Origin of the sequence: Candidatus Thioglobus sp. (assembly GCA_028228555.1) — a bacterium.
GTDB lineage: Bacteria > Pseudomonadota > Gammaproteobacteria > PS1 > Pseudothioglobaceae > Thioglobus_A.
The window spans coordinates 40027-62675 of sequence record JAOJBP010000009.1; the positions used below are offsets into that span (position 1 = coordinate 40027).

Below are 22649 nucleotides of genomic sequence, written 5' to 3' on the forward strand. Positions count from 1 at the left end.
TTTTAATTTTTAGTTAAATTCGAGGCGGAGGTTTTATTTAGTGCCGGCGTGTACATAATGTACACAACAAGCTAAGTAAAATAATCCAACAAAGAAGTTAGCAAAAATTAGAATCTATTTATGCGTGCCATGCAATCATGGTTAACAGCATTGGTATCGACAGTATCACATTAATGCTTGAAGCCAAAGCAGCATTCTTCTTAGCCGTTGCAATTTGCTCAGCAGTTGCCTCTTTCATACCTAAGATCTTTTGCTGGTTTGGCCAGATGATGAACCAGACGTTAAACGCCATGATTGTACCCATCCATGTACCTAGACCGATAACCTGAAAACCTGGTGCAAGCATGTATGCATTTGCAATCGCACCTTGAACGCCAAGCAATACTAAACCTAGAATTAAAGTTGTAGCGGCTGCCATACGAAACCACAGTAGCGCACGCGGAGCAATGTACTTACCAATTGCTGCAGGACCTGGGCCATCAGTATCAGCTAATGCTTGACCCATAGCTGGAACTTGAACGAAGTTAAAGTAGTATAAAAGACCGATCCAAATAATACCTGCAAACACATGTAGCCACACTGTCATACCGTAGTGACTTAGATTTTGAGCTTCTGCAACATTACCTTTAAAGCTAAAAAATAAAATAATTGATAAAACAAAACCCAATAGAATTTTGTTTTGTACTGAATTAATAAAACCCATCTTTCTCTCCGTTGTTGTAAAGTTGACTATTATAATAGGCTATTTAGTTGATGTAAGTCAATTTTAGTTTTTTACTTATCTATATGTATGCCTGAACTACCTGAAGTTGAAACCACCAAAAATGGCTTGCTACCGCTTATTAAACATCAGCGCATTACTCATGCGATTCGCCATCGGGCTAATTTGCGCTGGGAGATCCCTAAAGAGCTCAAAACTATCCTAGCTGGCCAAGTAGTTAATGGCATTGATAGACGTGGCAAATATTTGCTTATTCGTTTTGATGTGGGGACGCTTATTATCCATTTGGGTATGAGCGGCTCTATTAAAGTGGTGGATAGTAGTGAGGTGCTTCGCAAGCATGATCATTTTGAATTAATCTTTGATAATAACAAAAGCATGCGTTTGAATGATCCACGGCGCTTTGGTGCGGTGTTATTTTCAAAAGATGGCTCACACCCACTGCTTGATAATTTGGGGGTGGAACCACTGACCTATGATTTTAGCGAAACATACTTATATATAGGGTCTCGCAAAAAAGTGCAGAATATTAAGGCCTTTATTATGGATAGCAAAGTGGTTGTGGGTGTGGGGAATATTTACGCTTGCGAGTGTTTGTTTGCCTCAGGTATTGATCCGACACGTGCGGCAGGTAGTATTTCTAAGGCGCGTTACAAAAAGCTTACCCAAAATATTAAACAAATTTTAGAGCGTGCGATTAAAGCCGGCGGCACAACTTTGCAAGATTTTTCGCAAGTGGATGGCTCGCCTGGATATTTCGCACAGACTTTAAACGTGTATGGGTGTGAAAACAAGCCGTGCGCTACATGCGGTGGTAAAATAGCAAGAATTACACAAAACCAACGTTCAACTTTTTATTGTAAAAACTGCCAATCATGAGTGATATCGATACCCCACAAGAATTATTTGAAAGCAACTGCGCTATTAACTCCGAGCCGTTTGCACTGCAAAATTTAGGAAACTACATGGAGCCTGAGTTTAGTGAAAACTGTATTGTGATTATTGATCCGGGTATGGCCGTTCATAATCGTGCCTACGCCGTTGTGCGCTATGAAAATGATATGTATTTCCGCCAATATATTGAACGAGGTGGTGATAAATTTTTAATACCTTTAAATACACAGCATGACGAAATTCAGCTTAACGGCGAGTTTGAGGTTGTGGGCTGTGTGATTCAGCAAAAACAGCGTAAGCAAAAGCCACTGCATTACTACCATCTTAATAAAGAGACTAAGAGTATGGATTTTAGTATTAGTGGTAAAGTTAAAGCCAAAGAGGAGCAGTAATGGAAAAGAAAGTGCACTTAATTTTTAGTATAGCCATGTCCTTGTTTATGGTGCTAGTCATGTCTTTTGTTGTTACTTATAAGAATGTCGGCTGGACAGATCAAACTATTGATTTATGGCTATCAAGCTTCTTTTACGCATGGATCGTTGCCTTCCCGCTTATTTACATATTTGCACCAATCTTTAAAAAAGCTATTGTCAAATCTTTAAGCAAATAACTACCCAATCAACTCATAAGAGTCAATTTTTCTTATATCGCGGCGTAACAAAATGAAAAATAGGCGTTTACTTATAGTAAATAACTATTTTGAGACTTTGCTAGAACAAAGAAATAAGGGAAATTAAACTTATGAAATCCAAATGAGGTGTGCCATACGCCCTGATTGCGCACCATCACGGCGATAGGAGAAATACTTATCTTTTTGCTTGAAGGTGCACTCATCACCACCTGTGATTGATTCAACACCCAAACCTTTTAAAATAATTCTAGCTGCCTCGTAAATATCCAGCTGATATTTGTCGTCTTTTGGTGTGAATGCATCTTTGAGTTTTACCTCTTTACCAATGAACTGCTGATAAACCTCATCACCCACCGTAAATGCCGTTTGAGAAATAGCAGGACCAAAGTGGGTTAGTAAATTAGTATCGCTAAACTTAGCAATGGTAGATTCAATCACGCCATTTAATACACCCTTCCAGCCTGCATGAACCACGCCTACTTGCGTACCATATTGGTTAGAGATAAAAATTGGCAAGCAGTCCGCAGTTAGCACTGCACAAACTACGCCCTTTTCTTGTGTGATAACGGCGTCACCGATACACTCAGCACTTGAAGCTTCCAAGCAAATATTAGAATGAGTCTGCTCTAACCATTTAGGCTCACTAGGCAAGCTATACGCTTGAATAAGTTGCACTCGATTGCGTGCCACTATTTGTGCATTATCATCAACATGCATGGCTAAATTAAAATCAGCATAGCCATTTTCAGCTGACAAATTCTTAAGCGGATTGTCCAAATAACGCATGGTGGAAACCACTTGTACGTTATCTGGAAAGCCAAATTGCTGTTTGTTGCTAGATAGGGTCAAACTTTGCTAACGCTTTAAGTAAATCATCCAAATCTTTTGGTAATGGCGCCTTCCAAGACATTTCTTCGCCAGAAATAGGATGCATTAATGTGAGCTTTTTGGCATGCAAAGCTTGACGATTAAAACCTTTTAAAACATCTTTTAATTCTTCTTCAGCTTTTTTAGGAAAGCGTATTTTTCCACCATACATCGGATCTGCAATCAGTGGATGTTCAATATGCGACATATGTACACGGATTTGGTGAGTTCGCCCGGTTTCCAAAATACATTTAACATGCGTATGGTGCTTAAATCGATCAATCACTCGATAGTGTGTAACCGCTTGTTTACCCTCGCCCTCTTCAACTACAGCTTGTCTGATTCTATCTTTAGGGTCACGACCAATAGGCGCATCCACCGAACCACCAGAAATCATATGGCCATAAACAATGGCAGAATATTCGCGCGAAACTGCGTGCGTTTGCAACTGCTCAACTAAATTTTTTTGTGCCAATTCACTACGCGCTACCACCATTAAACCCGAGGTATTTTTATCTAAACGGTGAACAATACCGGCACGATCAAGTGTGGCGAGTGCTGGTTCATAATGAAGTAGTGCATTAGCAAGTGTGCCTGTCCAATTACCTGCACCTGGATGTGTGACCAAGCCAACTGGTTTATTCAATACGATAATATCGTCGTCTTCATACACCACGTCAATAGGAATATCTTCACCTAGCCAGGCATTAGACTTTTCTTGGATGATGGACAAAGCAACCACTTCGCCACCTAGTACCTTCTCTTTGGCTTTAAAAGCTTTGTCGTTCACCAGTGCCCTACCTGAACGCACCCAGCTGGTAATCTTAGAACGTGAATAATCAGGCAGCATGGTGGCTAAAGCGCTATCGATGCGTTGGCCAATTAGGCGATCTGGAATAACAATGTTTAATAAGCTCATGGTCGATATTTTACTTAGTAATCGTCAACCATCTATGATGTATTTTTATATTTAACATGGTAGAAGTTAAAAAGACGATGAAAAAAATAAATTTGTAACTATAGGTATTTTTTCTGTCTGCAAAGCAAATTGCTGAATTCTTAATTGAGTATAGCGACCTTCTATATGATTGAAAGAATTTAGCGGTTTAACATCACAAAAAAGAAGAAGTCGAAGTAATTTGGCGTCGCGTAGGAGATTTGAACTCCTGTTACCAGGATGAAATCCTGGGGTCCTGGGCCGGACTAGACGAACGCGACAAAACTATTTTAATTGAGATTGCCAAGAGTAATAGTAATTTTTTTTATTATTATATTATTATATTATTATATATAATAGTTTTTTTAAATAAAAAGAAGAAAACTATGAAAATACAAATCACAGGTATTACCGCCGCTATTTTTTTGATGAACAACGTCTTTGCAAGTGATGGAAAAGAGTTGTATGGACAATTATGTGCCAGCTGTCATACGCCAAACGCTAGTGTTAAAATTGCGCCGCCAATCTTTGCCGTAGTTGACCACGTGCGACAAGCTTATCCACAAAGAGAGGATTTTATTGCTCAAATTATTGAATGGGTTGAAGAGCCAAAAGCGGAAGTAGCCTTAATGCCTGGTGCAATTCGTAAATTCAATATTATGCCAAAATTAGGCTATAGCCAGAATGATGTAGAAGAAATCGCAGAATATTTATTTGACAAAGATACTGTTTTGTCGAAAGAATACAAGGAGCATAAAAAGAAAGGTCACGGAAGTAACTAGACTCAGATTAGCGCTATTTGATGGCAATTTTAAATATTATTCATCTGGAAGTGTAAGTTAACTACCAACAAGCTTCTAGATGTCAGCAATAGTGAAGACGAAAAAAAACCTGATTTTATTAAATCAGGTTTTTTAGTGTATGGCATCGCCTAGGAGAATCGAACTCCTCTTACCAGGATGAAAACCTGGGGTCCTAACCGATAGACGAAGGCGACATAACATTTCTACTACTACTGGTGGAGCTAAGCGGGATCGAACCGCTGACCCCGTCGCTGCCAGCGACGTGCTCTCCCAGCTGAGCTATAGCCCCAAAACTTGGTGCGTAGCAAAAGAGGTAAATTATAATGCTGAAGTTAAATTAGTCAAGCTATTATTGGTAAAATAATTGTATGAAACTACAAACCTTTGAAGAAAAAACTTACTCACTTGATATTATGTATCACCTGGGTACTTATGAAAACTCTATTCACTTTATTTTTGATCATGATAGTAAAACTTGCGCCATTATTGATCCTGCTTGGCATGCTGATCTTTTTATCAACTATGCTAAAGATAAAGGCTACAAGATTACTGATATTTGGCTAACCCATTGGCATGGAGATCATACCAATGCAGCGGATGAAATTGCACAAAAGACTGGCGCCAAAATCACTGCTGGTATTAATGAGCTACCTTATTTAGATATTAAGAATGATTTAGCAACCGTTAATGACGATGATGTCATTAGCCTTGGAGGTACTACTGCAAGAATTATCAATACGCCTGGGCATACGGCTGGTGGTATTTGCTATTTATTAGATGGACATATTGTTGCAGGCGATACATTGTTTGTTTATGGTGCTGGCCACTGTAGCCTTCCAGGTGCAAGTATTAAGGAACTTTATGACTCTATGCAAAAGCTTAAAAAGGTTGATGATAATGTCATGCTTCATTGTGGACATGATTATGGATGCAAAATTAACACCACGATGGCTGAGCAAAAATCTGGCAATGCGTATTTACTATTAGATAGTGAGGCTGACTTTACCAGTTTCGTACAGGGTATGTCGCAAGGGCTGGTCGCCTATCCGACTGAAGCACTGACTTTAAAAGAAGTTAAAGCCATGCTATGATTGGATTTTTTGGGGGTTCGTTTGATCCTGTGCACTTTGGGCATTTAAATAATGCACAACAGCTTAAAAATGAGCTTAACTTGTCTGAGCTATTTTTAATGCCATGTCGAGAGCCTGTTCATAAAAAAACACCAACCTTTTCCACAGAGCAGCGCCTTCAAATGCTACAAATGGCCATACAAGACTTTCCAGAGCTTAGCCTGGATACTCGAGAAATTAACAGAAAAAGTGAATCTTATAGTGTTGACTCGCTAAAAGAAATTGCACTCGAGCTTCCAGAAGAGGTTATTTGCTTGATTATTGGCATGGATAGCTTTAACCAATTATCTAGTTGGAGAGACTATCAAAAATTTCATCAATATTGTCATTTGATAATTCTAGCAAGACCTGGGGAAATAAATGAGCAAAATTATGCTGGATTTACACTAACCCAAAACTCTAAAGATCTTCCTAGCAAAAGCGCAGGTCTAGTTTATTTTGCAAAAACAGACCTTTATGATGTTTCTTCAAGTGATATTCGCGGTATTCTGTTTAAAACTTCGCAAGAGGGTAAAATACACGCACAACAGAGCTTGGATGAATTAATTCCAAAGCGTATTATTAACTATCTACAAAAATTATGAGCCTAAACCTAGAAGAGCAACTTAAAGTTGTCACAGATACTATTGACGAATTAAAAGGCGAAAATGTCGTCACCCTTAAAGTGCTTGACCAAAGTGCTGATATTGAAGCTATTGTTGTTGCAACAGGTCGCTCTGTTCAGCATGTTCGTGGTATTGCTAATAACATTAAAATTGAAGCTAAACGCTTAGGTATGAAAGTATCTGGTATTGAAGGCACCGAAACTGGTCATTGGGTATTGGTTGATTTAGCAGAAGTAGTTGTTCATTTGATGACTGAAAAGACTAGAGAATTCTACAAACTAGAAAGGCTTTGGTCTGGCGCTGAAAACGACTAAAAGTCAATGAAGATTAACCTGGTTGTAATTGGCAAAAAAATGCCAGATTGGATACAAACTGGGATTAATCATTACCAAAAACAACTCCCCACACAACTCAACTTTAGTCTCATTGCATTAGAGGCTCAAAAGCGCAAAGGTAAAAACATTACGCAAATAAAAGAGTTGGAGGGTGAATTAATTCTTAAAGCAGTTAAAGACTCTCATCTTGTAATTGCTTTTGATGAGCATGGAAAACAGCATACAACCAAGACTATTGCTCAAAATTTGAGTAATTGGCAGCAAAGTGGTGATACGATATCGCTTATTATTGGTGGTGCTGACGGCTTAAGCGATACGGTTAAATCTCATGCTAATCTGCTCTGGGGATTATCAAATTTAACACTGCCTCACTCGATGGCCAGACTGCTGGCGGTTGAGCAAATTTACCGAGCACACTCATTATTAACAAATCATCCTTATCATCGAGAATAATCAACCATTAACTAAAGGAAATAAAATGAAATTAGAACTCATCAGCTTTAAACTTTGCCCATTTGCACAGCGTGCAATTATTTCTCTAAATATCCAAAATCATGATTTTGAGATAACTTATATTAACCCAATGGACCCACCTGACTGGTTTAAGGAAATTTCTCCTAATGGAGAAGTTCCCCTTCTTAAAGTGGACGATCAAGTTGTATTTGAGTCCTTGGTGATTACTGAATTTATTGAAGAAATTAGCCAAACAAGCTTCCATCCTAAAGATGCTATTCAGCGTGCTAATAATCGCGCCTGGATCATCTTTTCAGGTGACCTGCTAGGCGATATGTTCGGTATTGTTACCGGTGATGAGAAAAAGTTCAATACCTCTAAAGCTTCGCTATTTACCAAACTAGCCAAGGTTGAATCAATTAAAGGCTCTGAAAAATTCTTTAATGGCGATGAATTTAATATGATTGATGCCGCTTTTGCGCCTATTTTTATGCGCCTAGCTTGGATTAATGAATTTACCAACAACGCGCTATCACTTGCAGAATTTAATAATTTAAATGCTTGGAGTGAGGCGATTTTAGAAGTTGAAACTGTCAAAACTTCTGTTGTCGATGGGCTAGATGATGTTTATTATTCCAATATAGAAGGACGTGAAGGTCATCTTTCTACTCTTTTAGTAGAAGAAGATTACTAAAGTCATTTATTAAATGATCGCTAGAATGTTTTCTGGAGGTCTACCAATGGCAACGCCTTTATCTGTTCGAACAATTGGACGTTCTATTAAAATCGGATTATCGATCATAGCTTGAATTAGCTCATCTTCATTCAGTGATGTATCATCTAAGTTATTCTCTTTATAGGCTGTTTCAAAAGTTCTCATTAGGCCTCTTGCATCGGTTTTAAGCTCGCTCATCAAAGCTTTTAACTCATCAAAGCTTGGTGGAGACTCTAGATATTTAATTATTTCAAAATCCAGGTCTTTTTCTTCTAAAATGTCTAGTGTTAATCTAGATTTTGTACATCTAGGGTTGTGGTAAATTATTGTGCTCATATTAAAAAGGTTGTTATGAAAAAAATTATTATTATACTCTCTCTACTTGCTGGCTTTAATAGTGCGCATGGCATGACTGTTGATCAAATTGTGGACGCTGCTAAGGTTGCTCAACAGCAAGATAAACAAATTATAGCACCTAACTTTTCTTTGATTGATACCCAAGGAAATATCCACACCAATCAATCAACCCAAGGAAAATATCTAGTGATTAATTTTTGGGCAACCTGGTGTCCGCCTTGTTTGAAAGAAATTCCTGCTTTCGTAGAGTTCTATGAGAACAATAAAGATCGAGTTTTAATCCTTGGACTAGACTACGAGCAAGCTGATAAAAAAGCCATTGAAGAATTTACTGACACCTTTATGGTTAACTACCCAATAGTCCTGTTTGACGAACATAACAGTCCTCAGTTTCCTAATTTTGGTGAAGTAATTGGCATGCCAACTACTTATGTTTACAATCCAAAGGGAAAGTTAGTTGATTTTAAAATGGGTGAAATGGATATTGAATCTTTGAAAAATGCTATTTCAAAGTAGCCAACTTTTTGAAGATTTACCCTCATCTCTAACCAGTCTTGGTACGAGATAACCACTTAATTCAGATTTTAATCGTTGGTGTAATTTAAGCGCCACCTCATCTTCAATGAAATATCTTTCAGCGCCTGATACAGGATCCAGCATATGCAAGTAATAAGGCAAGATTCCAACTTTAAACAAATCTAGACTAAGTTTTTTTAATGTATCAATATGGTCGTTTACCCCTTTTAAGAGTACTGCCTGATTAAGTAAAGTTAAATCTTTTAATTTGGTAATCTGCTGAACAAATCCTGCTGATAATTCTTGCGAGTGATTGACATGAAAAACTATTACCACTTTTAATCGAGTTGATCTAAGTAAATTAGCTAGCTCCGAAGTAATTCTACTAGGCATGACTACTGCACTGCGAGTGTGAATACGAATGGCATTAATATGTTTGATATTTTCAATATTGTGAATTAGCTTTTTAAGTTTATCATCACTTAAACTTAAAGGGTCTCCACCGCTTAGTATGACTTCATTCACTTTTTTATCTGCTTGTATGTATTGCTCAATCTCATTCCAATTACTCATTGCATCATGCTGTGTGTAATTAAAGTTTTGTCTAAAGCAATATTGACAATGAATAGCGCATACTTGGGAGGTGATCAATAGTACTCGATTAGTGTACTTATGGATGAGTCCAGCTACCGGTGAATTTTCTTCATCATTCAAAGGTGACTTGCTAAAGCCCATTAGATCTATGCTGGCTTGTGGCATAACTTGCTTAAGCAGTGGATCATCAGGGTTATTTTTATCAATCAGTTGGGCATATTCCAAAGGGATTTTAATAGGAAAATTTGAATCTTCGAATGCTTCGATATTAAAAAAATCATTACTGATTTTTGCACCTTTTAGCACTTTTCTAGCTTGTTGATTCCACTGAGCCATAGACATAAAAAAGCCCCGTCAGGGGCTTTTATAATTCGTTTTTACTTGAAGCTATTAACAGAAGTTAGCGAAGTTTTCATCTGTATGCTCTTGGCCATCTTCATAACCTGATTCATACTCGCTTGTTCTTCTTTGCTCTTCAATTTCAGGATTACCTAGGAAGCCTGCAACCCAACCTTGAATATAGTTGTCATTTACGCCCATTTCTTCCATTTTTTTAACGCCTTCATAGTAAGTCATTGCTAATACTCCTTAAATAATGTTTATAATTTTGCTGCTTACATCAGAGCTTTTTTTCAACTGACATAAGATAAAGGTAATATTATAACCATTTAATTTCATAAGGTAAGAAAAAACGATGAATTTATCAGAAATAATCGACGGCTTAAATGAAAAACAATGCCAATCGGTTGAGCTTGAAGGTGCCCAAAATGCACTCATACTAGCGGGTGCAGGCAGTGGAAAGACTCGAGTCTTAACACATAGAATCTCGTATTTGGTTACTCAAAAAAATATTCATACGGACTCAATATTAGCGGTAACTTTCACAAACAAAGCTGCAGCCGAAATGAGAGAAAGGCTCTCCACTCTTTTAAGAAGGCCTATTCAAAGTATGTGGGTTGGCACTTTTCATGGCCTTGCACACCGTCTATTACGAACGCATTATGAAAAAGCTGGACTTACATCGGGTTTTCAAATATTAGATGCACAAGATCAATTTCGGATCGTTAAGCGTCTAATGAAAGAGAATAGTATTGATGAGTCTAAGTTTCCAGTTAGAAAGGTTCAATGGTTCATCAATCAACAAAAAGATGAGGGTGTTAAAGCGCAAGATGTTGACCCTGGTTACAACTTCTTTATTAAGAAAAGTCTTGAGGTTTTTGTATTGTATGAAGCGCATTGTCGTGCCAATGATTTAATTGATTTTGCTGAACTATTAGTTCGAAGCTATGAGCTACTTAAAAATAATACTGAGCTTCTTGAGCATTATCAAACCCGTTTTTCGCATATTTTAGTAGATGAATTTCAAGATACTAATACTGTTCAATACAAATGGATTCAGCAATTATTTAACGGCAATAATCAAGTATTTTGTGTCGGCGATGATGATCAATCTATCTACGGCTGGCGAGGTGCAAAAATTGAAAACATTACCAAGCTAGAAACTGATTTTGCACCCATTCAAACTATTCGACTTGAGCAAAATTATCGCTCAACTGGCCACATCTTGTCGGCTTCGAACGCTTTAATTGCTAACAATACTAATCGCATGGGTAAGTCTTTGTGGACCGATTCTGGCAATGGTGATTTAATTGATGTGTATGAAGCACGAACTGAAACTGACGAAGCAGATTATGTCATTCGCAATATTCAAAAACTGATTAAGGATGGTGATCGCGCTAGTGATTGTGCTATTTTGTATAGATCCAATGCACAATCAAGAGTATTTGAAGAGGTATTAATTAAATACAATGTGCCTTATATTATTTATGGCGGTTTAAGGTTTTTTGAACGCGCTGAAATTAAAGATGCATTAAGTTACTTACGCTTAATTGAAAACACTGCTGATAATGTTGCTTTTGAGCGGATCGTAAATTTCCCAACACGAGGCATTGGTAACGCTACGTTAGAAAAAGTTCGTGAATTTGCTCGTGATCAGCATACCAATTTATTCCAAGCAGCTCAAGAGGTTTCGTCTACTTTACCAACACGAGCCGCTAATGCATTAAATGGTTTTGTTGAGCTTATCGATCAAATGATTGATGATAGTAAGCATCTTGATTTAAGTGAGAAAGTTGCTCATTTGCTTAGTGCATCAGGAATTATGAATCATTATGCTAATGACAAAACTGACAAAGCGGGCAGTAAAAAAGAAAACCTAGAGGAGTTAATCTCTGCTGCCAAACAATACAATCATGAAGAAGATAGTGAGATGAATGAAGTCGTTGGTTTTATTTCTTTAGCATCACTAGATTCTGCTGGCAATGCCAATGCACCTGCGGTTGATAACGTACAGCTCATGACTATTCATTCAGCCAAAGGCTTAGAGTTTCCAAATGTATTTTTAGGTGGATTAGAAGAAGATTTATTTCCATCAAGACAATCTAAAGACGAGCCGCACCTACTAGATGAAGAAAGACGCTTATGCTATGTTGGCATGACGCGCGCTATGAAAAAACTAACCTTATCATTTGCTATTAAGCGTTTTTTACATGGGCAGTCTTTGTATGCCTACCCTTCAAGATTTTTAGATGAAATACCCAGTGAATACGTTAACAAAGTTAAGGCGAAATTTGGCGCAACACAAGCTAACTATTCTGATAATGATATCTATAACCAAGACATTGAGCCTGTAGCAAATGGTCAATTATCAGTAGGTGCAGGGGTTAAACACGCAAAATTTGGTTATGGCTCAGTGCTGAATTTTGAGGGCGAGGGTGATAGCGCTAGAATTCAAATTAAATTTAAATCAGCAGGCACAAAATGGTTAATTGCCAGCTATGCTAATTTAGAGTTTGTTTAGTTTTCTGATATTGACTAGGTGTACAGCCATAAAACTGACTAAACCTTCGGCAAAAGTGGCTAGGATCATTAAAGCCAGTACCATAGCAAACGCTAGTAATTGACTGACCTTTTTGTAACATGCCTGCTGCCATTTCTAGCTTGAGTTGCCAGTAAAAATCGCCAGGTGTGCACCCTAGATGATTCTTAAACGCAGTATATAAAGCACTTCGACTCATGCAAGCTTTTTGCGTCAACTGATTAATCTCAAAAGGCTTGGTAATGTTATGTTTAAGATAATCTATCACCGTGGTCATACTGTCAAAGTCTGGCATATGGTGTGCATAATTTAACAATAAATCTCTACTTTGCTGTCGAAGTAAACGAGTAACTAACTCGGAAATTCCAAAGCCTACTAAAACCTCTTTATCTGGATGATTATTTGTGAATAAGCAAACCAGTCGATTAAGTAGCTTTTGAGTATCAGCCGTATGATGCAAGTGAATGTTCTCAGGTTGGTATTCCCAGCTTTTGCCAATTCCATTGGAGGGAATTAAGTCTTGCATTTTATCAGAAATCGCATCAATCCTATCTTTAGATATTTCCACCGTTAGACAGGTTGTGGGGGAATCCTCTTGCGCTTCTGGAAAATCAATCTCAACACAACCTTTTGGCTTTATGACATAAGACTCATGGGGTAAGAATATTTGAGACTCTGAATTTTCAAGATTATGCATGACTTTTTTACCCGTGATCATACCGCAATACATTACTTGATCAGCGCTTAACGAAACTCTGCTTGCTTGTCGATAAGTGTCATAGATGCTTAACTCACTATCAGGACCTAGAAACGAAATCTTATTTTCAATCAATAGCTTTCTATTCTTATACCTTTCAAAAGGTGTTATATCTAAATTTTTTTTCACAATTAATAGTTGTTAAGTCGTAAGTCTATTTTTTAACCTTTTTTATACTGTGAGTCAAGTCTTTTGGACTCTGGATCCAGATTGTTAAAAAAAACATATCTATACTATAGTTCAAACTTAATAAAAAAAGGGGAATATTATGATTTACGCACAACCTGGCTCAGAAGGCTCAGTTATTACATTTAAAGCACGCTATGAGAATTATATTAATGGAGAGTGGATGCCTCCTGTTAAAGGGGTTTACTTTAACAATATAACACCTGTTACAGGAGAAGTTTTTTGTGAAATTCCTCGGTCAACTTCTGAAGATATTGATTTAGCACTTGATGCAGCTCATGTTGCTAAAATTACTTGGGGTAAAACGTCAGTAACAGAAAGATCAAATTTGCTATTAAAAATTGCTGACAGAATTGAGCAAAACCTTGAAATGTTAGCAGTTGCAGATACTTGGGACAATGGTAAAGCAGTTCGTGAAACGCTGGCAGCTGACGTGCCGCTTTGTGTTGACCATTTTCGCTATTATGCCGGCTGTATTCGATCTCAAGAAGGTACCATGGGTGAACTAGATGAAAACACAGTCTCTTATCAATTTCATGAGCCACTTGGTGTAGTTGGACAAATCATTCCTTGGAATTTTCCACTATTAATGGCAGCTTGGAAGCTTGCACCAGCATTAGTAACAGGTAATTGTGTCGTATTAAAGCCTGCTGAGCAAACACCTGTATCAATTTTAATACTCATGGAGATTATTGGTGATTTATTACCACCAGGTGTTCTAAATGTTGTCAATGGATATGGTACAGAGGCTGGAAATGCACTCGCCACTAGCAAACGTATTGATAAAATTGCTTTTACTGGATCAACACCAGTAGGTTCACATATTTTAAGATGTGCTGCTGAAAATATCATACCTTCAACTGTTGAATTAGGTGGTAAATCTCCAAATATATTTTTTGAAGATATTATGCAACAAGATGATGACTATATTAGTAAATGTGCCGAAGGTGCTGTACTGGCATTCTTCAATCAAGGAGAGGTTTGTACTTGCCCTTCACGTGCCTTAATCCAAGAAAGCATTTATGATGAATTTATTGCTATTGTAATTGAGAGATCTAAGCAAATTATTCGTGGAAACCCTCTCGATACAGATACACAAGTAGGCGCTCAAGCTTCTCAAGAGCAGTTTGACAAAATCATGGATTATATGGATATTGGTGCTAAAGAAGGTGCTGAGTTGATATTGGGCGGGGGTGTTGCTCAGGTTGGTCCTGAATTTGGAAATGGCTATTATGTTGAGCCAACACTACTTAAAGGTAAAAATGATATGCGAATCTTTCAAGAGGAAATTTTCGGCCCTGTTGTGTCTGTTACCACCTTTAAAGATGAAGCCGAAGCTTTGGCCATTGCCAATGATTCTGAGTTTGGATTAGGTGCAGGTGTTTGGACTCGTGATATAAACCTGGCTTACCGAATGGGTCGTGGAATTCAGGCTGGACGTGTTTGGACGAATTGCTACCATTTATACCCTGCACATGCTGCGTTTGGTGGCTACAAGAAGTCAGGTGTAGGGCGTGAAACACACAAGATGATGCTCAATCATTACCAACAAACTAAAAATTTATTGGTAAGTTATAGTACTAGCCCTCTTGGATTTTTCTAAAAAAATAACCTTAAAGAAGGCTAAATAATTTAAAAACCGCATCCATTGATGCGGTTTTTTTTAATTTAAAGTTTTCTTTAAATCATCAATAGAAAAACTTTGAACAGTTTGTTCGTCAGTATAAACTGGCTTCATTTTAGTATGAGTACCAGCTTGTTTTTCAATTTCAGTTTGACGAGAAGTAACAAGATTTAAACAATCAGTAATCATTTTTTGTGTGTTTTCAGTCAATGGATGACGCAGGCCTGGCTTGGTCATGGTGTCTTTTGCAACTGAGATTAGGGTTTTTCTCATGGCACTTAGCATTCTAACTTCTAAATCGGGTGTATTGGTATCACTCATAATAAGCTCTTAATAGTTTCTAAATGTTGTAAGTGGGTTATTTTATCGGATTTATACCTTCTATTACCTTGCATTGATTGTAGCTTTTCATTCGAACCCCAATCTTGATCAATGACCTCTAATAGCATCTCTGGATGATTGCAAATCAACACCATATCACAACCACTATCTAGGGAAATTTTCACACGGTCTTTAATATTCTCAATAAATAAAGCGCCCTGCATTGATAAATCATCACTAAAAACAACCCCATCAAAACCCAGCTTACTTTTTAAAATATCTTGAATCCAAACATTAGAAAATCCTGCAGGCTTATCATCTACCTTTGAATATATTACATGTGCAGGCATAACTGCATCAAGACCTTCATCAATCAAATCTTTAAAAGTCACCATGTCTTGGTAAATTTCTTTTGCAGGACGCTCATCAATTGGCAAGTCTATATGTGAATCTAATGAGACATATCCATGCCCTGGAAAGTGCTTACCAACACACTTCATTCCAGCTCTATGCATACCTATAATTAACGCCTGTGCTAATTTAACAATTGCATCAGGATTTGAGTGAAATGCGCGGTCTCCAATCACTGAAGAATTACCATAATCCATATCAAGCACAGGTGCAAAAGAAAAATCTACATCAATTTCTAATAACTCATACGCCAGAATAAAGCCACATGAACAAGCATATTTTATTGCTTTTTTGGGCTTTTTATCGTAAAGCTCACCCAGCTTTGACATGGCTGGCAGATGCGTAAATCCTTCTTTAAAACGCTGAACTCTTCCACCTTCATGATCAACAGAAATTAAGATATTTGGATTAACCGCTCTAATGGAGCTAATCAGCTGCTTAACTTGATCAATCGATTCAAAGTTACGGCTAAATAAAATAACACCGCCAATACTGGGTTTTGCTAATTGTGCTTGTTCTAACTCTGTCAATGTCAGTCCTGACACATCCATCATGATTGGTCCTAGATTCATAGTTTCTCTAATTGATATAAGGTTTCACTTTGTACACTAAATACAAAATAGGTAACCCGATTAAGGTGGTTATGATAAAAAATTGACTATAGCCAAATGCTTCAACAATACCACCCGAATAGCCGCCAAAAATTTTGGGTAGAAGTGTCATAAGCGAGGAGAAAATGGCATACTGAACGGCAGTAAATTTAATATTAGTCAAGCTAGATAAGAAGGCAATAAAGGCTGCACTAGCCAATCCAGCAGACAAATTATCCATGGTAATAGTTACATAAAGCCAAGTTATATTGTGGCCAACATTTGCCAAAACAATAAAAAGTAAATTGGTTAGCGCAGAAAGTGCTGCCCCCAAGAATAACACCCTAAACACACCCCATTTGATTGCCATTAACCCGCCTAAAAACCCTCCAGCGATGGTCATAAATAAACCAAAGGTTTTAGACACGGTGGCAATTTCTATTTTCGTAAAGCCCATATCTTGATAAAAGATATTAGCTACAACGCCAAGCACAATATCACTAATACGATATAAGCCAATAACCGCTAATAACAACACAGCAACACTCACTCCATATCGGCTAAAAAAATCTTTAACAGGGCTAATGTAAGTATTATTAACCATAGATTTGTTGACCACCTTAAGTTTGATCAACAGTCGAGTGGCAATATACGCTCCTGTAATGGCCAGTATCAATCTAATCGCACCAACAATAAACCCAGCCAGATGTTTGTTAGTAAAAATTTCCGTTAAGTTTGATTTAAGCGTTTTAACCAGCTCTGCACTAAAAATAAAGGTAGCGATAAATGCTGCCACTACGACTAAAAATAAGGCAAAAAATCGAACGTAATCTTGGGTGGAGTATTGCTCTTCACGGCGACTATGGTTGGGCTCCTTGACTAACAAGGTGGTTACCACGCCCACCATCATAACCATAATCATAACTAGATAAGTATTAGACCAGGCCGAAAAACTATACAACTCTTTGGTGGATCCAAAATAACTGGCTAAAAATAAACCACCTGCACCAGCCGCCAACATGCCAATACGATAGCCTGCAACATAAGTTGCTGAAAGCATAGACTGCATGTTCTTATCAGCTGACTCAATACGATAAGCATCAATAACAATATCTTGAGTCGCTGATGAAAAGCCTAATAAAACTGCACCATAAGCCATAATAGTTAAGCTATCAACGCCGGCTTTTGGATCAACTGACGACATTAGTAAAATTGAACTCATGATTGCTAGTTGTGAAACCAGCATCCAGGCACGACGACGACCTAATAGTTTAGTCAGAATCGGCAAAGGTAAGCGATCTACTAATGGCGCCCAAACAAACTTAAATGAGTAACCTAATGCAGCCCAAGAAAAAAAAGTAATACTAGATTTTGCAACACCCGCCTCATTCAGCCACAGACCTAATGTGGAAAAAATAAGCAAAATCGGTACGCCTGCTGAAAATCCCAAAAATAGCATGGCAGCTACCCGAGGATGAATAAACAGTCGAAGGCTTTCTAGCACTGAATCCAAGGCATTCCGTCGTGGCGCCATCCATTGACATTACCACGCTGGTCTTCTTCATCAAGATCACCTTCAAAACCACTCACAATATGGGCAATATTCGTAAACCCATTCTTAATCAGGCACTTACCCGCATCATTAGAACGATAACCACTTCGACAAATTAAAATAATTTCAGCATCTTTATCAATATCAAACCTTGAAAAAGCTTTAATAAACTTCTCCTCATCTACTTCCCATTCTGGCTCATCTAGCCATGGAATAAGAATGGAGTTTGGCACACGCCCTACAAATTTATTTTCTGCTTCACAACGAACATCGATCAAAGTAGCGCCTTCTAGAATAAGCTTAACTGCTTTTTTTGGTAAATAATTTTTAATCATTGAATATCAACCTCCTCACCTGCTTGAACTTGGCTAAAAAGATTAATGATATCACTATTTTTCATACGGATACAGCCTTTTGATCCGGGCTTTCCCATGGTGAATTCGTCTGCTGAGCCATGTATATAAATATATCGTTGTTTAGTATTTTTATTGTGTGACTCAACTCCATCAAGCCAAAGAATACGAGATAAAATCCAATCTCGACCAGGTTGCTCATCAAACAGTTTTTTTGAATAAACTTCACCTGTTGGCACGCGCCCTACTAGCACCGAACCTAACTCTAAGTCATCGCCAATTTTTTCAGCAATTTTGAATTTTCCCAAAGGTGTGCAAAACGACCCTTGTATTTCACCAACGCCATTAGCGGCGCTACTGATTAAATACACTGTATCTTTGTAAGTTAAAGTTTGATTAGCAATATTAATTGTAATCATAAGAATGTGTTATTTGGTGAAGAGCGCAATAGATTCAACGTGGGCAGTTTGAGGGAACATATCCATCACTCCAGCCGTATCAAGCTTATAACCCAACTCAATCAGTTTAGCGGTATCGCGAGCAAGCGTTGCTGGGTTGCACGATACATACACCAAGCGCTCCACACCTAATTTTGGTAACAGCTCTACAATTTCAATGGCACCAGAGCGTGCCGGATCAATAAGTGCCTTATTATAAGTTTTGCCTCTGAACCATTCAAAGCCTTCCACCTCTTTAAATAGATCAGCTTTGTAAAAATCAGCATTGGTTATTGAGTTTTTTTCAGCATTATACTTAGCTCGTTCAATCAAGCCCAAGTCACCTTCTACACCAACGACATGTTTAGAATACTTAGCGATAGGTAGGGTGAAATTACCCAAGCCACAAAATAGGTCAATCAGTTCATCTTGATCATTAAGCGCCAACATTTCTAGAGCTAGGTTGATCATTTTTTGATTTAACTTAAAGTTAACCTGAGTAAAGTCAGTCGGTAAAAACTCCATAACAATATCATGATCAGGATGTGAATAAGTCAATACTGCGGGCTTATCTAGAGGTTTAACCGTATCTGCACCACCACTTTGAGTATAGAAAGTAACGTTTAATTCATTAGCACAATCTAGCAATATTTGCTCATCTTGATCGCTAAGTGGCTCCAAATGACGCAAAATTAATACTGTACTATTTTCAGCTACAGCTACCTCAAGTTGTGGCACTTGCGATTTAATGGAAAGCTTGCCAATGCATTCGGCCAGCATTTCAAGATTGTCGCCTAAAGAGGGGTGTAGCACCTCACAACGACTCATGTTGGTAATGAAACCAGATTTCTTTTCTCTGAAACCGACTAAAACTTTTTCTTTCTTGGCAACATAACGAACGCCCAATCTGGCTTTACGTCGATAGCCCCAGCTTTGTTCTTGTAGCGGATCAAGCCAGTGTTTTGGTGCAACTTTAGCTTGGCCAGAAAATGCATCTTTTAACCATTCTGCTTTAGCCTGGATTTGGTCTTCACTAGACAAGTGTTGAAATGAACAGCCACCACAAACACCAAACACTTCACATTTGGGCTTGATTCTATTTTCAGCAGGTTTTAGCACCTCAATTACATCAGCTTCTTCAAACTTTGCACGAGAAAAGGTGCGGTCTGCCCGCACTGTTTCACCGGGCAAGGCACCACTCACAAAGATAACTTTTTCTTCCAAATGTGCAATGCCTCGACCTTCATGTGACAATGATTCAATGTCTAATTCGTAAGTTTTGGCCTTTGGCTTTCTTCTTCTACCCATGATGCTCTTTGGCTAATTAATTGGTCTGATTATCCAATAATTCCACCCAATGTTTAACGGGAATTTCACTGTCTTTTTGTAAATGCATTAAACAGCCAATATTTGCCGTTACAATCATCTCTGGATTGGAAGCTTTAAGATTATTGATTTTATTAGTCTTAAGCCGTTTTGAAAGATCCGGCTGGAAAATTGAATACGTGCCTGCCGAGCCACAACATAAGTGAGAATCTTTAACGGCAGCTGGCGAATAGCCCAGAGAGTCTAGAATTGAATTCACCAGTCCTGCTAATTTTTGACCATGTTGGAGTGTACAAGGCTCATGATATGAAATATTGGCTTGCTCCAATTTAAGCTTAGACAAATCTTTATCAATTAAAAACTCAGCAATATCTTGGGTTTTGTTAGAGATTTCTTGTGCTTTTTGATAGTAATCATCTCCCTGTGAAAATATAGAAGCATAGTCTTTCACCATTAGTCCGCAACCACTAGCACTAGAAATAATCGTATCGACATCAAACTCTAGCCACGTATCAATATTCGATTTAATTTTGATCAGTGCATCATGTTCAGCGCTAAGATGTTGATCTACTGCACCACAACATTGTTTTTGTGGGGTTTCAATAGCCTCAAAACCCAATTTTGCCAAAATATTCTTAATGCTATGATTGATATTAGGCGCAAGAACAGGCTGCACACAGCCTCCTAATAGTAAAACTTTTTTACTATTAGAGATTGGCTTAACAGCTTTGCCTTGTTTTTTTGAATGTCTAGAAATATACCCAATTGGATTAAAAAGAACTGGCGTGGTTAATAGTTTACGTATTGAATAACGCATCGCCTTTTGCCATACTGGTCGTTTTTGTTCAACAAATTCTCTGCCGATATCGATCAATTTCCCATATTTAACGCCTGAGGGGCAGGTAGTTTCACAAGCTCTACAAGTAAGGCAACGATCTAAGTGCTTAATACTTTCACCAGAAAAATGATTTTTCTCAAGAGAAGATTTGATCAGATAAATACGTCCACGTGGAGAGTCGAGCTCTGAACCAAGTAATTGATATGTAGGGCAAGTAGCCAAGCAGAACCCACAATGCACACATTTTCTAATAATTTCATTTGCTTTAAAATTAGCAATCTGATTTGTTTGCATTAATTAAATATTCCTCTTGGATCGAATACTGTTTTTAGTCGACTTTCGATTGTCTCACGCAGCGCTGAACGCTCAACTGTTTTAATTCGAGACTTAAGCTCGCCCACATAATGACGTGGCATTACTTTAAAACTAATTTGAGTAACAACAGCCAATTGACCTTTTGAACCAATCAGCATTCTGGCGACGTCATAACCAGCTACATTTTTCATCACTTGACCGCCAAAATTTAACAATTCACCCGAACCATCAATAATCTGCACTCCAAGAACGCTGTCAGACAAATCTTGCGCACCATTAGCATAAGCAGCGCCAATACTTTGCTCTTGGTTTTCAACATAAAATGGCAACACTTGATCATTTTTAGCAAGCACCTTACAAATTTCGGCAATGGGCGTACTAGCCTTAACCGTAATAACCAACTCTTCTGAGAAATACTCCTCAACACCCATATGATTCAACCAGCTACTAGTAATATGAAGACTGCTGGATGATTTAATTTCTTCTTGTAACTTTGAAAGGTTATCTGACATTAGAATCGCTCCAGTTCAGGATGAGGCAGTTGTCCATGATGAACATGCATCGAGCCCAACTCTGCGCATCTGTGCAATTCAGGAATTGCTTTGCCAGGATTGAGTAATAATTCTGGATCAAACACAGCTTTAATCTGATGGAAAATCTCTAATTCTTTATCATTGAACTGATGACACATGGCATCTAACTTTTCAACACCAACACCATGTTCGCCTGTAATACTGCCGCCCATGTCTACACTTAATCTTAAAATTTCAGTGCCAAATTCTTCAGTTCTTTCCAGTTCACCTGGAATATTTGCATCATACAAAATTAGAGGATGCAGGTTGCCATCACCCGCATGAAAAACATTGGCCACTCTAAGTTTATATTTTTTAGATAACGTGTTAATTTTTTCTAGCATATCAGCTAAATGACGCCTTGGAATTGTACCATCCATACAATAATAGTCAGGAGACAGTCGCCCTACAGCAGGAAAGGCAGACTTGCGACCTTTCCATAAATCCAAGCGCTCTTTTTCGTTGTTTGATACTCTAATGCTAGATGCGGATGATAAAACTTTTAAAACTACCTCAAGCTCAGCCTGAACTTCAGACTCTGAGCCATCTAATTCACACAATAATAACGCCTGCGCATCTAGTGGATAACCCACTTTAGCAAAGCCTTCTGCAGCTTCAATGGCGAAACTATCCATCATTTCAAGACCTGCCGGAATAATGCCTGCCTTAATAATTTCAGCCACTGAATTGGCACAATTACGCACCGAGTCAAATCCAGCCATTACTACTCTGGCTAATTTAGGCGTTCGGGTTAGCTTAACTGTAATTTCTACAATAACGCCTAGCAAACCTTCAGATCCATTCATGACTGCTAACAAGCCAAGTCCTTGATCATCTCTAGATAAAACCAACTCTTCGCCATCAATGGTTAATATTTTAACCGCCTCAACATTATGCACAGTCAAACCATACTTTAAACAATGTACACCGC

Annotated in this window: 28 protein-coding genes and 3 tRNA genes; 12 read left to right on the forward strand and 19 right to left on the reverse strand. The window is 38.0% G+C overall.

What is annotated here, in order from left to right:
* Positions 1–118: 118 nt before the first annotated feature.
* Complete coding sequence (locus N9Y32_05515) at positions 119–703, reverse strand: urate hydroxylase PuuD (protein MDB2590472.1); 585 nt, start codon at positions 701–703, stop codon at positions 119–121.
* Positions 704–790: 87 nt separating this feature from the next.
* On the opposite strand from N9Y32_05515, the gene mutM reads away from it, so the two are divergent.
* Genes mutM through N9Y32_05530 form a run of 3 tightly spaced genes read left to right on the forward strand, consistent with a single transcriptional unit; the run spans position 791 to position 2225 of the window.
* Positions 791–1600 (forward strand): bifunctional DNA-formamidopyrimidine glycosylase/DNA-(apurinic or apyrimidinic site) lyase, encoded by an 810-nt coding sequence (mutM, locus tag N9Y32_05520; protein ID MDB2590473.1) that lies wholly within the window; start codon positions 791–793, stop codon positions 1598–1600.
* Positions 1597–2007, forward strand: coding sequence for a S24 family peptidase (locus N9Y32_05525; protein MDB2590474.1), 411 nt, complete (start codon positions 1597–1599; stop codon positions 2005–2007). The genes mutM and N9Y32_05525 overlap by 4 nt, the downstream gene beginning before the upstream one ends.
* On the forward strand, positions 2007–2225 hold the full coding sequence (locus N9Y32_05530) for a DUF2798 domain-containing protein (protein ID MDB2590475.1): 219 nt from the start codon (positions 2007–2009) through the stop codon (positions 2223–2225). Before N9Y32_05525 ends, N9Y32_05530 begins: the two co-directional genes overlap by 1 nt.
* Before the next feature lie 129 nt (positions 2226–2354).
* Here the strand turns inward: N9Y32_05530 and pgeF are convergent, their stop codons facing one another.
* The 3 genes from pgeF to N9Y32_05545 form a co-directional block, all read right to left on the reverse strand.
* Entirely contained in the window at positions 2355–3095 is a 741-nt protein-coding gene (gene pgeF, locus N9Y32_05535) for a peptidoglycan editing factor PgeF (protein MDB2590476.1), read from the reverse strand.
* Complete coding sequence (gene rluD / locus N9Y32_05540) at positions 3082–4032, reverse strand: 23S rRNA pseudouridine(1911/1915/1917) synthase RluD (protein MDB2590477.1); 951 nt, start codon at positions 4030–4032, stop codon at positions 3082–3084. Before rluD ends, pgeF begins: the two co-directional genes overlap by 14 nt.
* 221 nt (positions 4033–4253) lie before the next feature.
* Positions 4254–4331: transfer RNA gene (locus N9Y32_05545), tRNA-Glu, on the reverse strand.
* Between the two features lie 105 nt (positions 4332–4436).
* Here N9Y32_05545 and N9Y32_05550 point away from each other — a divergent pair.
* Entirely contained in the window at positions 4437–4832 is a 396-nt protein-coding gene (locus tag N9Y32_05550) for a cytochrome c (protein MDB2590478.1), read from the forward strand.
* Positions 4833–4972: 140 nt separating this feature from the next.
* Here N9Y32_05550 and N9Y32_05555 read toward each other — a convergent pair.
* Positions 4973–5047, reverse strand: a tRNA-Glu gene (locus N9Y32_05555).
* A gap of 19 nt (positions 5048–5066) precedes the next feature.
* A tRNA-Ala gene (locus N9Y32_05560) sits at positions 5067–5142 on the reverse strand.
* A gap of 79 nt (positions 5143–5221) precedes the next feature.
* On the opposite strand from N9Y32_05560, the gene N9Y32_05565 reads away from it, so the two are divergent.
* Genes N9Y32_05565 through N9Y32_05585 form a run of 5 tightly spaced genes read left to right on the forward strand, consistent with a single transcriptional unit; the run spans position 5222 to position 8070 of the window.
* Positions 5222–5944, forward strand: a complete 723-nt coding sequence (locus N9Y32_05565) for an MBL fold metallo-hydrolase (GenBank protein MDB2590479.1) — start codon at positions 5222–5224, stop codon at positions 5942–5944.
* On the forward strand, positions 5941–6567 hold the full coding sequence (nadD, locus tag N9Y32_05570) for a nicotinate-nucleotide adenylyltransferase (protein MDB2590480.1): 627 nt from the start codon (positions 5941–5943) through the stop codon (positions 6565–6567). Before N9Y32_05565 ends, nadD begins: the two co-directional genes overlap by 4 nt.
* Entirely contained in the window at positions 6564–6902 is a 339-nt protein-coding gene (gene rsfS / locus N9Y32_05575; GenBank protein MDB2590481.1) for a ribosome silencing factor, read from the forward strand. Before nadD ends, rsfS begins: the two co-directional genes overlap by 4 nt.
* Before the next feature lie 6 nt (positions 6903–6908).
* Positions 6909–7376, forward strand: a complete 468-nt coding sequence (rlmH, locus tag N9Y32_05580; GenBank protein ID MDB2590482.1) for a 23S rRNA (pseudouridine(1915)-N(3))-methyltransferase RlmH — start codon at positions 6909–6911, stop codon at positions 7374–7376.
* Positions 7377–7401: 25 nt separating this feature from the next.
* Positions 7402–8070 (forward strand): glutathione S-transferase family protein, encoded by a 669-nt coding sequence (locus tag N9Y32_05585; protein ID MDB2590483.1) that lies wholly within the window; start codon positions 7402–7404, stop codon positions 8068–8070.
* 9 nt (positions 8071–8079) lie between these two features.
* Here N9Y32_05585 and arsC read toward each other — a convergent pair whose 3' ends face one another.
* Positions 8080–8427, reverse strand: a complete 348-nt coding sequence (arsC, locus tag N9Y32_05590; GenBank protein MDB2590484.1) for an arsenate reductase (glutaredoxin) — start codon at positions 8425–8427, stop codon at positions 8080–8082.
* Between the two features lie 15 nt (positions 8428–8442).
* Here arsC and N9Y32_05595 point away from each other — a divergent pair, with 15 nt between their 5' ends.
* Complete coding sequence (locus N9Y32_05595; GenBank protein MDB2590485.1) at positions 8443–8964, forward strand: TlpA family protein disulfide reductase; 522 nt, start codon at positions 8443–8445, stop codon at positions 8962–8964.
* Here N9Y32_05595 and N9Y32_05600 read toward each other — a convergent pair.
* Both N9Y32_05600 and N9Y32_05605 read right to left on the reverse strand, forming a co-directional pair.
* Complete coding sequence (locus tag N9Y32_05600; GenBank protein MDB2590486.1) at positions 8956–9900, reverse strand: KamA family radical SAM protein; 945 nt, start codon at positions 9898–9900, stop codon at positions 8956–8958. The genes N9Y32_05595 and N9Y32_05600 overlap by 9 nt on opposite strands.
* A 48-nt stretch (positions 9901–9948) precedes the next feature.
* Positions 9949–10134, reverse strand: coding sequence for a hypothetical protein (locus tag N9Y32_05605; GenBank protein MDB2590487.1), 186 nt, complete (start codon positions 10132–10134; stop codon positions 9949–9951).
* A gap of 118 nt (positions 10135–10252) precedes the next feature.
* Here N9Y32_05605 and uvrD point away from each other — a divergent pair, with 118 nt between their 5' ends.
* Complete coding sequence (gene uvrD, locus N9Y32_05610) at positions 10253–12418, forward strand: DNA helicase II (protein MDB2590488.1); 2166 nt, start codon at positions 10253–10255, stop codon at positions 12416–12418.
* Here the strand turns inward: uvrD and N9Y32_05615 are convergent.
* Complete coding sequence (locus N9Y32_05615; GenBank protein ID MDB2590489.1) at positions 12399–13322, reverse strand: AraC family transcriptional regulator; 924 nt, start codon at positions 13320–13322, stop codon at positions 12399–12401. The genes uvrD and N9Y32_05615 overlap by 20 nt on opposite strands.
* 139 nt (positions 13323–13461) lie before the next feature.
* Between N9Y32_05615 and N9Y32_05620 the strand changes: the two genes are divergently transcribed.
* Positions 13462–14982, forward strand: coding sequence for an aldehyde dehydrogenase (locus tag N9Y32_05620; GenBank protein MDB2590490.1), 1521 nt, complete (start codon positions 13462–13464; stop codon positions 14980–14982).
* A 60-nt stretch (positions 14983–15042) separates the two neighbouring features.
* On the opposite strand, the gene N9Y32_05625 is transcribed toward N9Y32_05620, so the two are convergent.
* From N9Y32_05625 to N9Y32_05665, 9 genes are all read right to left on the reverse strand, one after another.
* The gene (locus N9Y32_05625; GenBank protein ID MDB2590491.1) at positions 15043–15324 is read right to left on the reverse strand and encodes a hypothetical protein; all 282 of its coding nucleotides are present in this window, start codon (positions 15322–15324) and stop codon (positions 15043–15045) included.
* Complete coding sequence (nagZ, locus tag N9Y32_05630) at positions 15321–16307, reverse strand: beta-N-acetylhexosaminidase (GenBank protein MDB2590492.1); 987 nt, start codon at positions 16305–16307, stop codon at positions 15321–15323. The genes N9Y32_05625 and nagZ overlap by 4 nt, the downstream gene beginning before the upstream one ends.
* 7 nt (positions 16308–16314) lie before the next feature.
* On the reverse strand, positions 16315–17859 hold the full coding sequence (locus N9Y32_05635) for an MFS transporter (GenBank protein ID MDB2590493.1): 1545 nt from the start codon (positions 17857–17859) through the stop codon (positions 16315–16317).
* The gene (locus N9Y32_05640; protein MDB2590494.1) at positions 17823–18212 is read right to left on the reverse strand and encodes a rhodanese-like domain-containing protein; all 390 of its coding nucleotides are present in this window, start codon (positions 18210–18212) and stop codon (positions 17823–17825) included. The genes N9Y32_05635 and N9Y32_05640 overlap by 37 nt, the downstream gene beginning before the upstream one ends.
* On the reverse strand, positions 18209–18649 hold the full coding sequence (locus N9Y32_05645; protein MDB2590495.1) for a L,D-transpeptidase: 441 nt from the start codon (positions 18647–18649) through the stop codon (positions 18209–18211). Before N9Y32_05645 ends, N9Y32_05640 begins: the two co-directional genes overlap by 4 nt.
* Positions 18650–18658: 9 nt before the next feature.
* Positions 18659–19975: a 23S rRNA (uracil(1939)-C(5))-methyltransferase RlmD gene (gene rlmD, locus N9Y32_05650; protein ID MDB2590496.1), complete on the reverse strand. Its 1317-nt coding sequence runs from the start codon at positions 19973–19975 to the stop codon at positions 18659–18661.
* Positions 19976–19991: 16 nt separating this feature from the next.
* Complete coding sequence (gene glcF / locus N9Y32_05655; protein MDB2590497.1) at positions 19992–21125, reverse strand: glycolate oxidase subunit GlcF; 1134 nt, start codon at positions 21123–21125, stop codon at positions 19992–19994.
* Entirely contained in the window at positions 21125–21658 is a 534-nt protein-coding gene (locus tag N9Y32_05660) for a dehydrogenase (GenBank protein ID MDB2590498.1), read from the reverse strand. The genes glcF and N9Y32_05660 overlap by 1 nt, the downstream gene beginning before the upstream one ends.
* Positions 21658–22649, reverse strand: a 992-nt coding sequence (locus N9Y32_05665; protein MDB2590499.1) for an FAD-binding oxidoreductase, incomplete at its 5' end; no start/stop codon positions are given. The genes N9Y32_05660 and N9Y32_05665, both read right to left, overlap by 1 nt.